Here is a 14,355-nt window from a genome sequence, read left to right as displayed (position 1 = left end):
ATGCAGAGCAAAAGCAACGGCGAATCTCCCGACGCGCCCGGCCAGCGCCGTAGCCGCAGTTCGCGATCGCGGCTCACGCCGCTCCCACAGAAAGCCGTGCCTACTGAAACCAACCCGACTGAAACCAACCCGGACGAAGTTCCCACAGAAAGCCGTCCCCTTCGGAACCGGCGACGTGGCCGGAATTCGCGGTCGCGGCTTGCGCCGCTCCTACAGGGAGCTTGGGGCAGAGAACGTGACCCGCACGCGCAACGGGCGGAAGCCGTTGATCCAGAGCAAACGAACCCCCGGCACGCAGCGCGTACCGGGGGTTCGTCGTATGCCGCACATCATCGCCCTGCGCCCGTCCCAACAGGACATAGCGCCGCATCGACGCATCGACGCGATCAGACGATGGTCAGCGTCACATCGATATTGCCGCGGGTCGCGTTCGAGTACGGGCACACCTGGTGCGCCTTCTCGACCAGCGCCTCAGCCTGCTCGCGCGACAGGCCCGGCAGCGAGATCTTGAGTTCGGCCTGGATGCCGAAACCGGCCGGGATCGGGCCGATGCCGACGGCGCCTTCGATCGAGGTATCGGCCGGCAGCGCGATCTTTTCCTTGCCGGCGACGAACTTCAGCGCGCCGATGAAGCAGGCCGAATAGCCGGCCGCGAACAGCTGCTCGGGGTTGGTGCCGTCGCCGCCGGCGCCGCCGAGTTCGCGCGGGGTGGTCAGCTTGACGTCGAGGACGTTGTCGGAGGAAACGGCGCGGCCGTCGCGGCCACCGGTGGCGGTGGCATGGGCGGTGTAGAGGACTTGGTCGAGGGACATGGAATGGCTCCTGCGTGGGGTTCGGGCGGGTTCGTGGTGGGCGAAACCGTCGCCGGTTTCGTAAACGTGGTTCGTGGGGCGTTAGCGAAAGCGATCGGAAACCGGCGCGCTCAGGCGTGCCGCATCAAGTTGGCGCGCAGCGATTCCAACTGCGATTTCATCGAGCCGAGCTGTTCGGGCGCGCAACCGGCGGCGCCGAAGATGCCCATCGGCACCGCGCGCGCCGGCTGTTCCAGCGCGCGGCCGGCCTCGGTCAGGGCGATGATCACCTGGCGCTCGTCGGCCTGGGCGCGGGTGCGGCTGATCAGGCCCGCGCCCTGCAGGCGCTTGAGCAGCGGCGTCAGGGTGGCCGAGTCCAGGAACAGGCGTTCGCCGATCTCCGACACCGTGACCTGGTCGCGCTCCCACAGCACCATCATCACCAGGTACTGCGGGTAGGTCAGCCCCAGGCCCGACAGCAGCTTGCGGTAGACCTTGGTCAGCGCCAGCCCGGTCGAGTACAGGGCGAAGCAGAGCTGGTCGTCCAGTTTCAGCGAGGCCTGCGGAGCGGCGGAGGTCGGCGTGGGGGTGTGCGGCTTCATGGGGCGCAATTTACATTGCGTGCTATTTAATTGCAAGCTATTTTATTAATGAATTATGAATACTGGCCTGCCTGGCTCTCTGTGGGAGCGGCGTAAGCCGCGATTGCCTCCCAGGCCACGCCGCCGCTCGGCTCCCGCGATCGCGGCCTACGCCGCTCCCACAGAAAGCGCCCAGACCGCCGTCGCGCCGGATCGCCCTCCACACCGGCGCCGCTTCATCCGTCTCAAGCTTTGCGACCCGTTCCGCGTACAAGTACGCACCCGAACACGCACGAGCCGCTCACCGCGCTCGCGTACACTCGGCGCCCATTGCGCTGGCGGCGAAGGCTGCCGGCGCTGCACTCGTTTTGGCCCGAGGCCGCGACGAGCGCCTCCGCCCTCACCGATTCCGCCGTCCGCACCCCACCGATGCCCAAGTCCCCGTTCTCCGCTCCGCCGCTGCCCAAGGCCGGTCAGCAACGCGCCTGGTGGCGCGCTCCTGCTTCGCCGTCCGCGCTGGCCTTCCACCTGGCCGCCGCCGCGGCCGCGCACGCCGGCCCGCTGCTCGCGATCGCGCGCGACAACCACGCCGCGCACCAGTTGGAATCCGACCTGCGCACCCTGCTCGGCGGCGACGAGGCGATCCCGGTGCTGCCGTTCCCGGACTGGGAAACCCTGCCCTACGACCAGTTCAGCCCGCATCCGGACATCGTCTCCCAGCGTCTGGCCGCGCTGCATCGCTTGCCGAGCCTGCAACGCGGCATCGTGGTGGTGCCGGTGCAGACCCTGCTGCAACGCCTGGCGCCGCTGAAGCACGTGGTCGGCGGCAGCTTCGACGTGCGCGTCGGCCAGCGCCTGGACATGGACGCGGAGAAGCGACGCCTGGAATCGGCCGGCTATCGCAACGTGCCGCAGGTGCTGGACCCGGGCGATTTCGCGGTGCGCGGCGGCCTGCTCGACGTCTATCCGATGGGCGCCGATTCGCCGTTCCGGGTCGAGCTGCTCGACGACGAGATCGAGACCATCCGCGCCTTCGATCCGGAATCGCAGCGTTCGCTGGACAAGATCGAGGCGGTGCGCCTGCTGCCCGGCCGCGAAGTGCCGCTGGACGAGGCCTCGCTCAAGCGCGCGCTGGACGCGCTGCGCGACCGCTTCGATCTGGATACGCGCCGCAGCGGTCTGTACCAGGACCTGAAGGCGGGCATCGCGCCGTCGGGCATCGAGTACTACCTGCCGCTGTTCTTCAGCGAAACCGCGACCCTGTTCGACTACCTGGGCGCCAGCGCGCTGCCGGTGCTGGGCGAAGGCGCGCTGGAAGCCGCCGAACAATTCTGGCTGCACACCGGCGAGCGCTACGAGCAGCGCCGCCACGACCTGGAACGCCCGCTGCTGGCGCCCGACGCGCTGTACCTGTCGCCGGACGCGCTGCGCGAACGCCTCAATCGCGGCGACCGGGTCGAGGTCTGCGGCGAAGGCCACCCGCAGCGCGAGCGCGCGGTCGCCCTGGGCGACCAGCCCGCGCCGGCGCTGCCGGTCGCGGCCAAGGACGCCGCGCCCGCGCAGGCCTTGAAATCCTTCCTGGCGAACTATCCCGGCCGCGTGCTGATCGCCGCCGACAGCGCCGGCCGCCGCGAAGCGCTGCTGGAACTGCTGCAGGCCGCCGAGTTGCGCCCGCAGGTGCTGAGCGACTGGCGCTCCTTCGCCGACGGCAGCGCGCGCTTCGCAATCGCGGTGGCGCCGCTGGACGACGGCTTCGCGCTCACCGAACCGGCCCTGGCCGCGCTGACCGAACGCCAGCTGTTTCCCGACCGCGCCTCGCAACCGCGCCGGCGCAAGCGCGTCGGGCGCGAGCCCGAAGCGATCATCCGCGACCTGGGCGAGCTGTCCGAGGGCGCGCCGATCGTGCACGAGGACCACGGCGTCGGCCGCTACCGCGGCCTGGTCGTGCTGGAAGCCGGCGGCCAGCCCGGCGAATACCTGGAAATCGAATACGCCAAGGGCGACCGCCTGTACGTGCCGGTCGCGCAGCTGCACCTGATCAGCCGCTATTCCGGCGCCTCGGTCGAGACCGCGCCGCTGCATTCGCTGGGCGGCGAGCAATGGAGCAAGGCCAAGAAGAAGGCCGCCGAAAAGGTCCGCGACGTCGCCGCCGAACTGCTGGAGATCCAGGCCAAGCGCCAGGCCCGCGCCGGCCTGGCCCTGGACGTGGACCGCGCCATGTACGAGCCGTTCGCGGCCGCGTTTCCGTTCGAGGAAACCCCGGACCAGCACGCCGCGATCGAAGGGGTGATCCGCGACCTGGGCAGCAGCCAGCCGATGGACCGCGTGGTCTGCGGCGACGTCGGCTTCGGCAAGACCGAAGTGGCGGTGCGCGCGGCCTTCGTCGCCGCCGCGGCCGGCAAGCAGGTCGCGGTGCTGGTGCCGACCACCCTGCTGGCCGAACAGCACTACCGCACCATGCGCGACCGCTTCGCCGACTGGCCGCTGCGCGTGGAAGTGCTGTCGCGCTTCAAGACCGCCAAAGAGATCAAGGCCGAACTGGAGAAGCTGGCCGAGGGCAAGATCGACGTGATCGTCGGCACCCACCGCCTGCTGCAGCCGGACGTGCGCTTTCCCGACCTGGGCCTGGTGATCGTCGACGAGGAGCAGCGCTTCGGCGTGCGCCAGAAGGAAGCGCTGAAGGCGCTGCGCGCCAACGTGCACCTGCTGACCCTGACCGCGACCCCGATCCCGCGCACGCTCAACATGGCCATGGCCGGCCTGCGCGACCTGTCCATCATCGCCACCCCGCCCGCGCACCGCTTGGCGGTGCAGACCTTCGTGGTGCCCTGGGACGATGCGCAGTTGCGCGAGGCCTTCCAGCGCGAGCTCGCGCGCGGCGGCCAGGTCTACTTCCTGCACAACGACGTCGAGAGCATCGGCCGCATGCAGCGCCAGCTGCAGGAGCTGGTGCCGGAGGCGCGCATCGGCGTGGCCCACGGCCAGATGGCCGAGCGCGAGCTGGAACGGGTGATGCTGGATTTCCACAAGCAGCGCTTCAACGTGCTGTTGGCGACCACCATCATCGAATCGGGCATCGACATCCCCAACGCCAACACCATCATCATGAACCGCGCCGACAAGTTCGGCCTGGCCCAGATGCACCAGCTGCGCGGCCGCGTCGGCCGCTCGCACCACCGCGCCTACGCCTACCTGGTGGTGCCGGACAAGCGTTCGATCACCCCCGACGCGCGCAAGCGCCTGGACGCGATCGCGGCCATGGACGAACTCGGCGCCGGCTTCACCCTGGCCACCCACGACCTGGAAATCCGCGGCGCCGGCGAATTGCTGGGCGAGGATCAGAGCGGGCAGATGGCCGAGGTCGGCTTCAGCCTGTACACCGAGCTGCTGGAACGCGCGGTGCGTTCGATCCGCCAGGGCAAGCTGCCCGACGCGGATTCGGTCGAGGCGCGCGGCGCCGAGGTCGAATTGCATATCCCGGCGCTGATCCCCGACGACTACCTGCCCGACGTGCACACCCGCCTGACCCTGTACAAGCGCATCAGCGGCGCGCGCGACGTCGACGCCCTGCGCGAGCTGCAGGTCGAGATGATCGACCGCTTCGGCCTGCTGCCGGACGCAGCCAAGCATCTGTTCGCGGTGGCCGAGCTCAAACTGGCCGCGACCGAGCTGGGCATCCGCAAGCTCGACCTGGGCGAGAAGGGCGGACGCGTGCAGTTCGTCGAGAAGCCGAACGTGGATCCGATGGCGGTGATCCGCCTGATCCAGACCCAGTCCAAGCTCTACCAGATGGACGGCGCCGACAAGCTCAAGATCAAGCTCGACCTGCCCGACGCGCCCGCGCGCCTGGCCGCGGCCAAGGGCCTGCTGACGGTGCTGCGTCAGGCGGCCTGATCCGACGACACGCGGTGCGGTTATCGCCGCTCCCTACGAAACCCGTAGGGTGCGGTGAGCCGCAGGCGAACCGCACCATCGCATCCCTCCGCGCCCCGCGCCGATACGGTTGCCACCGCACCACCGCACCATCGCGCGATTCCGACATCGCGACCAACGGCTCATCGGCGCGCCGATCCTGGCCTCCACCATTCCGGCGTACGATGCGGTGCCCTCTCCCGCCATCGCCCCGGTATCGCGCATGAACGAACTCCTGTCGACCCGCACCACGCTCACCCTGGCGGCCGCCGAGCGCATCGCCCGCGCCGCCGAGGAGCGCGCCGTCGCCGACGGCGCGAGCGTGTCGATCGCGGTCGTCGACGATGCCGGCCGCCTGCTGCTGTTCAAGCGCATGGACGGCACGCCCAACTCCAGCGTCGAGGTCGCGATCCGCAAGGCCGAGCACGCCGCCAACTACCGCCGCGACAGCGTGTTCCACCAGGACCTGCTGGTCCAGGGCCACCAGGTGGTGCTGGGCCTGCCGCACAGCCTGCCGATCGAAGGCGGCGTGCGCCTGCAGCGCGGGGGCGAGTACCTCGGCGCGATCGGCGTGTCCGGCGCGCCCTCGGCCCAGGACGGCGAGATCGCGCGCGCCGGCGCGCGGTTGCTGGAGGCCTGAGCCGATGCGTATGCCCGCCTTGAACATGCTGTCGCCGCTGCTGGCGCTGTGCGTGCTGGCTGGCTGCGCGAGTTCGCCGCCGCAGCCGGCGGCCGCGCTCGAATTCGTGCTGGTGCGCCACGCCGAAAAGGCCGACGACGACCCGCGCGATCCCAACCTCAGCGCCGCCGGCCACGAACGCGCGCAACGCCTGGCCGCGAGCCTGGCGCACGATCCGCTGCAGGCCGCCTACGCGACCGCGTACAAGCGCACCCGGCAAACCGCCGAACCGTCGGCCCGCGCCCACGGCCTGGCGGTGAGCGGCTACGACGCCAAACTGCCCGCGGCCGAATTCGCCGCCCGGTTGCGCCGCGAGCACGCGCGCGGCCGGGTGCTGGTGGTCGGCCACAGCAACACCGTGCCGGAGATCGCCGCGGCTTTGTGCGCCTGCAAAGTCGCGCCGATGGCGGAAGGCGAGTTCGACCGCCGCCTGTCCATCACGTTCGACCGCGCCGGCCAGGCCCGCCTCGGCGAAAGCCGCTACTGATGGCGCACGCCGCGCTGCCGCCGTGGGACGGCGACGTCGCGGCCGCGCGCGCCTTGCAGGAAACCCTGGCGCGCGGGGTCGTGCTGGAGGATCGCTACCCCAGCCCGCTGCGCCGCATCGCCGGTTTCGATGTCGGCTTCGAAGACGAGGGCGCGACCACGCGCGCGGCCGCGGTGCTGCTCGATGCCGACACCCTGCAGCCGCTGCGCCAGCAGGTCGCGCGCATCCCGACCCGCATGTCCTATCTGCCCGGCCTGTTGAGCTTCCGCGAACTGCCGGCCCTGTTGGCTGCGCTGGAATCGTTGGACGAGACGCCGGACCTGGTCTTCGTCGACGGCCATGGCATCGCCCATCCGCGCGGGCTGGGCATCGCCGCGCATTTCGGCGTGGTCACCGGACTGCCCAGCATCGGCGTGGCCAAGAAGGTGCTGGTCGGCCGCCACGAGGAACCCGGACCGGAACGCGGCGACCGCGCGCCGCTGCTGTATCGCGGCCGCACGATCGGCCAGGTGCTGCGCAGCAAGCCGCGGTGCCGGCCGCTGATCGTCTCGCCCGGCCATCGGGTGTCGATGGCCAGCGCGCTCGCCCTGACCCTGGCCTGTCTGCGCGGCTACCGCCTGCCCGAACCGACCCGCCTGGCCGATCGCCTGGCCTCGCGCCGCGACCGCGCCTGAGGCGCGGCTCGCCACGCATTCGCCGCTGCGCACAGGACACCGGCTCGGCGCAGCCCGGCCACGCTTCGGCGCCACGGTGCGGCCTGCGCGTGTGCGCACGAATCGCCGCTCGTCTAAGCTCGGCGAACATGGCGCAACGGGACAAGGAATTCCGACGATGCAAGGCGTGTTGTTCGTGACCGCATTGCTGGCCTACGCCGGCACCTACCTCCTCAGCGCCCACTTCGCCCGCGGCCTGCTCGGCGCCGGCTCCGAGGCCTTCCTGCCCCGCTTGATCGGCTTGGCCGCGCTGGCCCTGGCGACCCTGGCCTTCGTGTTCTGGGCCCAGGTCACCTTCGTCGATTCGCAGTTGCTCGCCGCGCCCGATCCGATCGCGCACGGCCGCTATGCGCAGCGCGTCATGGGCCTGTCGCTGGCCCCTGCGGCCGTGGTCGCCCTGGGCGCGCTGGTGCTGGGCTGGCGCACCCGGCGCGCATACCGCGCGCAGGTCCGCCAAGCCGAGGGCGCCGCCGCGCAGCGGTGAACGCGGCGTCGCGGCGCGCGCGCCGGCGTCGGTTACGATCCGGACATCCCGTATCGAGCCCGCCGCCATGAGCCGTCTGTTCGCCGCCCTGCTTTCGCTCACCGCCCTGTCCGCCTGCGCCAGCGGCGGCTCCGGCGCCTCCGCCGGCGGCGGCCTCAACCCGACCCTGAAACCCGGCGAGCGCATCGCCCTGAGCGACCGCTCGCAACTGCGCTACCTGGGCGTGAGCAACGACTCGCGCTGCCCGCCGAACGTGCAGTGCATCCGCGCCGGCGACGCCGACGTGAATTTCGAATTCGCGCCGGTCGCGGGCGCCGTGCAGCCGCTGACCTTCAACACCGAACGCGCGACCGTGCTGAGCGCGGGCGCCTGGACCATCGAGCTGACCGGCTTGGCGCCCGGCGACGCGCCGGCGGCCACGCTCAAGATCGCCGCCGCGCCCTGAGGCGTGCCGGCCTCGCGGCGTCCAAGCCTCGGCGCCGCAACAGGCCGTTGCGCGCAAGGCGCGTCCGCGCCGCGAACCCCGTGACAAGCTAGCGCCTCCCATCCGCGCAGCCAGAGAGCCACGCCATGAGCACCATCGTCGCCCCCCGCGTCCACGACCTCGGCGGTTTCCAGGTCCGCCGCGCCGTGCCTTCGATCCAGGCGCGCTCGGTGGGGCCGTTCGTGTTCGTCGACCACATGGGACCGGCGCTGTTCGAGCCCGGCCGCGGCATCGACGTGCGTCCGCATCCGCACATCGGCCTGGCCACGGTCACCTTCCTGTGGTCGGGCAGCATCGGCCATCGCGACACCCTGGGCAGCGTGCAGGACATCAACCCCGGCGACGTGAACTGGATGACCGCCGGCCGCGGCATCGCCCATTCCGAGCGCACCCCGCAGGCGCTGCGCGCGGGCGAGCATCCGCTGCACGGCATGCAGACGTGGGTGGCGCTGCCGCGCTCGTTCGAGGAAACCGCGCCGGCCTTCCACCACCACGGCGCGGCCAGCCTGCCGCAGCTGCGCCACGACGGCGCCTGGCTGCGCGTGGTCGCCGGCCGCGGCTACGGCGAGGAATCGCCGGTCAAGGTGTTCAGCGACACCCTCTACGTCGCCATCGACCTGGACCCGGACGCCGAACTGGCGATCGAGGACAGCCATGCCGAGCGCGCGCTCTACCTGCTCGAAGGCGAGGCCCAGCTGGACGGCGCCGACATCCCCGACAAGCACCTGGTCGTGCTGGACCCGGGCACGCGCCCGCTGCTGCGCGCCAAGACCCCGCTCAAGGCCATGCTGCTGGGCGGCGAGCCCCTGGACGGTCCGCGCCACCTGTGGTGGAACTTCGTGTCCAGTTCGCGCGAGCGCATCGAGCAGGCCAAGCAGGACTGGCTGGAGGGCCGTTTCGGCCAGGTCCCGGGCGACGACGAGTTCATCCCCCTGCCCGAGCGCTGAGCCCCCGGCGGCCGCTGACCCGCCCAGGCGGGGCCGGGGCGCCTCGGCGCCCATTCAGTTCCATCTGAAACCACAGGATTTGTCAATCCCCCGGAACTGCCTTATGTTCTGACGCAGGTCACGTTTTATCGTCCAGCGACCTCAAGGGGGATCCAGTCGTGAAAATGCCGGCATGCCGCATGTCTGTCCTGCCCGTGCTCGTCGGGCTCCTGTACGCAGGAAGCGCACAGGCTCAACAACAGGATGGATGCCCGCAGTTGCCGCCTAGCTCGCAACTGGTCTGGGAACACAAACCCAACGCCGGCTCGGATCTCTGCCGAGCCCTGCGCAACGACGGCAGCGAAGCGTTCGGTATGTACATTTCGAACAAATCGCCGTTCGTGCCCAAGCGCGGCGATCGCGCCGAGGCCGGCAACATCGACGGCAAACCCATGTTCTGGTACCGCGGCGAACTGGCCGGCAAACCCGACGTGCAGGTGCGCGAAACCGTGCTCGAACTCGGCGACGGCCGGGTCGCCCACATCTGGTTGCAGGCCGCATCGCCCGACAAGCTCGGCGAGGTGCTGGGCCTGACCCAGGGGCTGCAATTTCCGTCGGCCCGACTGAGCAGCAAGTGATCCGATGACGGCGACGGCGGTCCCAATCCGCCCTCGCCGTCCTCGCCGCCCTCCTCCCCAGGCTTTGCTCGCGAGCGCGCGCGGCGTACCGTGTGCGCAGGCACGAGCGCGCCCGTGCGCGTGAAACGCTGACCCCGCGGTTCCCGATCCGTCATTCCAGGAGGAAGATCATGATCAAACGACTCGGCGCCGAATTCATCGGTACGTTCTGGCTGGTACTCGGCGGTTGCGGCAGCGCGGTACTGGCGGCCAACTTCGGCGGCGTCGGCAATCCGTTGGGCATCGGCTTTTTGGGCGTGTCGCTCGCCTTCGGCCTGACAGTGCTGACCGGCGCCTACGCGCTGGGCCACGTCTCCGGCGGCCACTTCAATCCGGCGGTGAGCTTCGGGCTGTGGGCGGGCGGACGCTTCGCCGGCAAGGACCTGCTGCCCTACATCGTCGCCCAGGTGCTGGGCGGCCTGCTCGCCGGTTTCGTGCTGTGGCAGATCGCCGCCGGCAATCCCGAGTTCGCGGTCGACCCCAATGCCGCCGGCGCCTTCGCCAGCAACGGCTACGGCTCGCATTCGCCGGGCGGCTATTCGGTCGCCGCGGCGTTCCTGTGCGAAGTGGTGATGACGGCGATGTTCCTGGTCGTGATCCTGGGCGCGACCCACAAGCGCGCGCCGGCCGGCTTCGCGCCGATCGCGATCGGCCTGGCGCTGACCCTGATCCACCTGATCAGCATTCCGGTCACCAATACCTCGGTGAATCCGGCGCGCTCGACCGGCGTGGGCCTGTTCGCGGGCTCGCAGGCGATCTCGCAGCTGTGGCTGTTCTGGCTGGCGCCGATCCTCGGCGGCCTGCTGGGCGGCGTGATCGGCCGTTGGTACGACAAGGATTGAGCGAGCGTCCGGGCCCGTCGGCCCGCTAGCGTTCGCGTGCCACGAAAGGCCGCGTCCCACGCCCTCGTCGAGCGTGGGGCGCGGCCTTTTCGTCGATGCGCCTCAGCGCGCGGCTTTCTGCTTCACCGCATCCTCGGCCGCGTCCAGCGCGGCCTGCTGCAGGGTCGCGGCCAGCTTGCGGTTGCCCGCGCTCTCGGCGGCGTCGAGCATCTGGTAGCTCGCCTGCAACAGCTTGATGCCGCGCGGCGGGATCTTGACGATCTTGCCGCCGACGATGGCGAAGCCGCCGGCGCCCTGGCCGACGCCGGGCGATACGAAACTGGCGACGATGACGAACTTGTTGGGATCGATCCCAGGCATGACTGCACTCCTTCGCGTGGAATGGCGCGGCCGGGCGGCTGCGCCGGCGCGTTCTCGCCATCGACGGATTCGTCCGATGAAACGCGCCGTAGCTAGCTAACGCGAGCGGCCGCGCGCGCCGGCCAAGCCGCCGGCACGGATCAACGCTCCCACCAGGGGCGCGGCGCCTTGCGGCCCTGCATGCGCGCCTCGTAATCGCGCGCGATGGTGTCCAGCGTGGTCGCGGCGAAACGCGTCAGCAATTGCTCGCGCGCTTCGTCCAGGGCCTCGCGCAAGGCCGCGTTCACGCCCTGCTCGACCAGGCAGCGCGGGTGATCGTCGGACAGGCCCAGCGCGAACACCGGCGGTTCGCCGATCGCGCGGTAGACGTCGAGCAGGCTGATGCGTTCCAGCGGCTGGGCCAGGGTCCAGCCACCGCCGTGGCCCTTCACCGAGCGCACGTAGCCGCCTTCGCGCAACCCCGCCATGGTCCGCCGCACCACCACCGCGTTGGTGCTGAGGATGCCGGCGATCAGCTCGGAGGTGATCGGCACCGGGTGCTGGGCCATGTGGATCAGCACATGCAGCATGCGCGACAGGCGGTTGTCGTTTCTCATCCGGCGCGCTCGCGGTGGTCGGTCCGCGTCAGCTTAACAGTCGCCGACATCACGTAACACATGAAGTTGCATCATAGCCGGCACGGGTGATAGAACGTAACTTCAGTTGATACGTATAGCAGCGCCTTCGTCGCGCTGCGTTCGCCCACCACAGGAGCAGGACCATGCAATACGAAGTCATCGTCGTAGGCGGCAGCTATGCCGGCCTGGCCGCCGCGATGCCGCTCGCACGCGCGCGCCGGCGCGTGCTGGTGATCGACGCCGGCCGGCCGCGCAACCGCTACGCCGCCCATTCGCACGGCTTCTTCGGCATGGACGGCTGGGCCCCGTCGGACATGCTGGACGAAGCCGGCCGGCAATTGGCGAGCTATCCCAGCGCCGAACTCCTGCACGGCCAGGCGCTGCAGGCGCGCGTGGACGGCGACGGCTTCGCCGTCGGCCTGGCCGACGGCCGCAGCCTGGGCGCGCAACGGCTGATCCTGGCCACCGGCGTGCGCGACGAACTGCCGGACATCCCCGGCCTGCGCGAACGCTGGGGGCGCAGCGTGGTGCATTGCCCCTACTGCCACGGCTACGAATTCGGGCGCGCGCCGCTGGGCGTGCTGGCCACCCAGGCCGGCTCCCTGCATCAGGCCCTGCTGGTCCCCGATTGGGGCCCGACCACCTACTTCAGCCAGGGCGCGTTCGAACCCGATGCCGAACAGGCGCGGCGCCTGGCCGCGCGCGGCGTCGCGATCGAGCGCAGCCGCGTGGTCGCGTTGCTGGGGCCGGACGACCGGCTGAGCGGCGTGCGCCTGGAAGACGGGCGCGAACTGGCGCTGGCCGGCTTGTTCGTGGCGCCGACCACGCACCCGGCCGACGACCTGGCCCGGCAGTTGGGCTGCGAATACGACGCGGGTCCGATGGGGCCGCTGCTGCGCGTGGACGACTTCAAGCGCACCACGGTCGCGGGCGTGTACGCGGCCGGCGACGCCGCCAGCGCGATGGCCAGCGTCAGCCTGGCGGTCGCGGCCGGCACCCTGGCCGGGGTCGGCGCGCATCAATCCCTGCTCGGCCTCTGACCGACGCCCGCAAACGAACGGGGCCGCGCTTGCGCGGCCCCGTCGTGGGCGTCGATTTCGACCCTCGGGCTTAGAACTTGCCTTCCTGGAAATCGACGAAGGCCTGCATCACTTCCTGCTTGGTGTTCATCACGAACGGGCCATAACGCGCGACCGGCTCGCGCAGCGGACGCCCGCCGACCAGGATCAGACGGCTGTCGCCGCCCAGGCCGCGCAGCTTGAGGCGTTGCCCGCCGGACAGCACCGCAAGCTCCTGCGCGTCGACCGCGCGCGCATCCTGAGCGTCGCCGATCTCCACGCCGCCCTCGTACACGTAGACGAACACGTTGTGGCCTTCGGGCAGGTCGTATTCCCAGGACGCGCCGGCGGCGAGGGCGATGTCGATGTAAACCGGATCGGTCGCCGGCTGCACGATCGGGCCGCGCAGATCGCCGATCGCGCCGGCGATCAGCTTCAGCTGCACGCCGGCGGCCGGTTGCAGCGCGACGATGCGCTCGGGTGCGAACTCCTGGTACTTGGGCTCGGTCATCTTCTCGCGCGCCGGCAGATTCACCCAGAGCTGGAAGCCGCGCATGCGGCCCTCCTGCTGCTCGGGCATCTCCGAATGCACCAGGCCGCGGCCGGCGGTCATCCACTGCACGCTACCGGGCACCAGCACGCCCTCGTTGCCGTGGTTGTCCTTGTGGCGCATGCGCCCGTCGAGCATGTAGGTGACCGTCTCGAAACCGCGGTGCGGATGCTCCGGGAAACCGGCGATGTAGTCCTCGGCGCGATCGGTGCCGAACTCGTCCAGCAACAGGAACGGATCCAGGTCGGGCAGCTCGGCGCCGCCGATCACCCGGGTCAGGCGCACACCGGCGCCGTCCGAGGTCGGCTGACCGCGCAGCTTGCGCCCGGCCCGGGCGTAACGCGGGGAAACGTCGTGGGTGGTGGTGGACATGGCCCTCTCTCCTGATATCGCTCGCCGTATTGGCGTTGGGGCACAGGATGCCAGCACGAAAACAGAACGACGCATCAATTATCGAGAGTATCAATTACAAATTTGGAACAATAACCTCAGCGCGACAGGATTAGCCACGCGCCCACCGCGTAATCGCGCCAGCGCGAGTCGAATCGACGCCCGCGCAGCTTGCAAACGCCAAAAGCCCAATGCAATTGCTAAGAGCACCCTGCCAGACCACCGTCTAAGGCAACTGGCCCTGGCCGTGGCCGTGGCCGTGGCCGTGGCCGTGGCCGTGGCCGTGGCCGTGGCCGTGGCTGTGGCTGTGGCTGTGGCTGTGGCTGTTGCAGTTGCTGTTGCAGTTGCAGTTGCAGTTGCAGTTGCAGTTGCCCCGGCATTGGAGTCCATAGCACCGCACCCATGCGAGCAACCGTAGACCCGAAGGGCGGCGCGCAGGACGCGCGCCGTTTTTCGAATGGACAGGGATGTCCATTCGAAAAATCCCGGCGCCAGCCAAGCACTCGCAAGGGAGGTTTGGTCCCGCTAGCCCTTCTCTTTGGTTACTTTCTCTTGGGCTAGCAAGAGAAAGTGACCCGCACGCGCAGCGGGCGGAAGCCGTTGACCTTCGTGCCGACCAAGCAGAGCAAGGGCAACAGCAGATCCCCCAACCGCCCTGTCCGCGCAGTAGCCGAAGTTCGCGATCGCGGCTTACGCCGCTCCTACAGGGAGCTTGGCGAGAGAACGTGGCCCGCACGCGCAGCGGGCGGAAGCCGTTGACCTTCGTGCCAGCCATGCAGAGCAAAAGCAACGGCGAATCTCCCG

Annotated in this window: 16 protein-coding genes; 10 read left to right on the top strand and 6 right to left on the bottom strand. The window is 70.0% G+C overall.

The genetic code is table 11. The annotated features are described in order from the left end of the window. Positions 1-386: 386 nt before the first annotated feature. Together V1318_RS21340 and V1318_RS21335 are read right to left on the bottom strand one after the other, a co-directional pair. The gene (locus V1318_RS21340; protein ID WP_332941788.1) at positions 387-812 is read right to left on the bottom strand and encodes an organic hydroperoxide resistance protein; all 426 of its coding nucleotides are present in this window, start codon (positions 810-812) and stop codon (positions 387-389) included. A gap of 110 nt (positions 813-922) precedes the next feature. Continuing rightward, positions 923-1,393, bottom strand: coding sequence for a MarR family transcriptional regulator (locus tag V1318_RS21335; RefSeq protein WP_332941787.1), 471 nt, complete (start codon positions 1,391-1,393; stop codon positions 923-925). A 408-nt stretch (positions 1,394-1,801) separates the two neighbouring features. Here V1318_RS21335 and mfd point away from each other — a divergent pair, with 408 nt between their 5' ends. The 9 genes from mfd (at position 1,802) to aqpZ (ending at position 10,576) form a co-directional block, all read left to right on the top strand. After that, positions 1,802-5,266 carry a transcription-repair coupling factor gene (gene mfd / locus V1318_RS21330; protein ID WP_332941786.1) on the top strand — a complete coding sequence of 1,155 codons (3,465 nt, stop codon included), beginning with the start codon at positions 1,802-1,804 and terminating at the stop codon, positions 5,264-5,266. A 241-nt stretch (positions 5,267-5,507) separates the two neighbouring features. Continuing rightward, the gene (locus V1318_RS21325; RefSeq protein WP_332941785.1) at positions 5,508-5,924 is read left to right on the top strand and encodes a heme-binding protein; all 417 of its coding nucleotides are present in this window, start codon (positions 5,508-5,510) and stop codon (positions 5,922-5,924) included. 4 nt (positions 5,925-5,928) lie between these two features. Further along, positions 5,929-6,450, top strand: coding sequence for a phosphoglycerate mutase family protein (locus V1318_RS21320; RefSeq protein ID WP_332941784.1), 522 nt, complete (start codon positions 5,929-5,931; stop codon positions 6,448-6,450). Then, the gene (gene nfi, locus V1318_RS21315; RefSeq protein ID WP_332941783.1) at positions 6,450-7,124 is read left to right on the top strand and encodes a deoxyribonuclease V; all 675 of its coding nucleotides are present in this window, start codon (positions 6,450-6,452) and stop codon (positions 7,122-7,124) included. Before V1318_RS21320 ends, nfi begins: the two co-directional genes overlap by 1 nt. Positions 7,125-7,281: 157 nt before the next feature. Beyond that, positions 7,282-7,647 carry a hypothetical protein gene (locus V1318_RS21310; RefSeq protein ID WP_332941782.1) on the top strand — a complete coding sequence of 122 codons (366 nt, stop codon included), beginning with the start codon at positions 7,282-7,284 and terminating at the stop codon, positions 7,645-7,647. Positions 7,648-7,714: 67 nt separating this feature from the next. Beyond that, the gene (locus V1318_RS21305; protein WP_332941781.1) at positions 7,715-8,092 is read left to right on the top strand and encodes a hypothetical protein; all 378 of its coding nucleotides are present in this window, start codon (positions 7,715-7,717) and stop codon (positions 8,090-8,092) included. A gap of 125 nt (positions 8,093-8,217) precedes the next feature. Then, on the top strand, positions 8,218-9,078 hold the full coding sequence (locus V1318_RS21300) for a pirin family protein (protein ID WP_332941780.1): 861 nt from the start codon (positions 8,218-8,220) through the stop codon (positions 9,076-9,078). 257 nt (positions 9,079-9,335) lie between these two features. Then, positions 9,336-9,695: a hypothetical protein gene (locus tag V1318_RS21295; RefSeq protein ID WP_332941779.1), complete on the top strand. Its 360-nt coding sequence runs from the start codon at positions 9,336-9,338 to the stop codon at positions 9,693-9,695. A 170-nt stretch (positions 9,696-9,865) separates the two neighbouring features. After that, entirely contained in the window at positions 9,866-10,576 is a 711-nt protein-coding gene (aqpZ, locus tag V1318_RS21290; RefSeq protein ID WP_332941778.1) for an aquaporin Z, read from the top strand. Between the two features lie 102 nt (positions 10,577-10,678). Here aqpZ and V1318_RS21285 read toward each other — a convergent pair whose 3' ends face one another. Together V1318_RS21285 and V1318_RS21280 are read right to left on the bottom strand one after the other, a co-directional pair. Then, positions 10,679-10,936 carry a hypothetical protein gene (locus V1318_RS21285; protein WP_332941777.1) on the bottom strand — a complete coding sequence of 86 codons (258 nt, stop codon included), beginning with the start codon at positions 10,934-10,936 and terminating at the stop codon, positions 10,679-10,681. Between the two features lie 140 nt (positions 10,937-11,076). After that, entirely contained in the window at positions 11,077-11,532 is a 456-nt protein-coding gene (locus V1318_RS21280) for an Rrf2 family transcriptional regulator (RefSeq protein WP_332941775.1), read from the bottom strand. 164 nt (positions 11,533-11,696) lie between these two features. Between V1318_RS21280 and V1318_RS21275 the strand changes: the two genes are divergently transcribed. After that, complete coding sequence (locus tag V1318_RS21275; RefSeq protein WP_332941774.1) at positions 11,697-12,593, top strand: NAD(P)/FAD-dependent oxidoreductase; 897 nt, start codon at positions 11,697-11,699, stop codon at positions 12,591-12,593. A 70-nt stretch (positions 12,594-12,663) separates the two neighbouring features. Here the strand turns inward: V1318_RS21275 and V1318_RS21270 are convergent, their stop codons facing one another. Both V1318_RS21270 and V1318_RS21265 read right to left on the bottom strand, forming a co-directional pair. Continuing rightward, positions 12,664-13,533: a pirin family protein gene (locus V1318_RS21270; RefSeq protein ID WP_332941773.1), complete on the bottom strand. Its 870-nt coding sequence runs from the start codon at positions 13,531-13,533 to the stop codon at positions 12,664-12,666. Positions 13,534-13,777: 244 nt separating this feature from the next. Continuing rightward, positions 13,778-13,951: a hypothetical protein gene (locus V1318_RS21265; protein ID WP_332941772.1), complete on the bottom strand. Its 174-nt coding sequence runs from the start codon at positions 13,949-13,951 to the stop codon at positions 13,778-13,780. Between the last annotated feature and the right edge of the window lie 404 nt (positions 13,952-14,355).

Source organism: Lysobacter sp. CCNWLW3, assembly GCF_036697405.1.
GTDB lineage: Bacteria > Pseudomonadota > Gammaproteobacteria > Xanthomonadales > Xanthomonadaceae > Lysobacter.
This window is presented reverse-complemented; position numbering and strand designations above follow the sequence as displayed.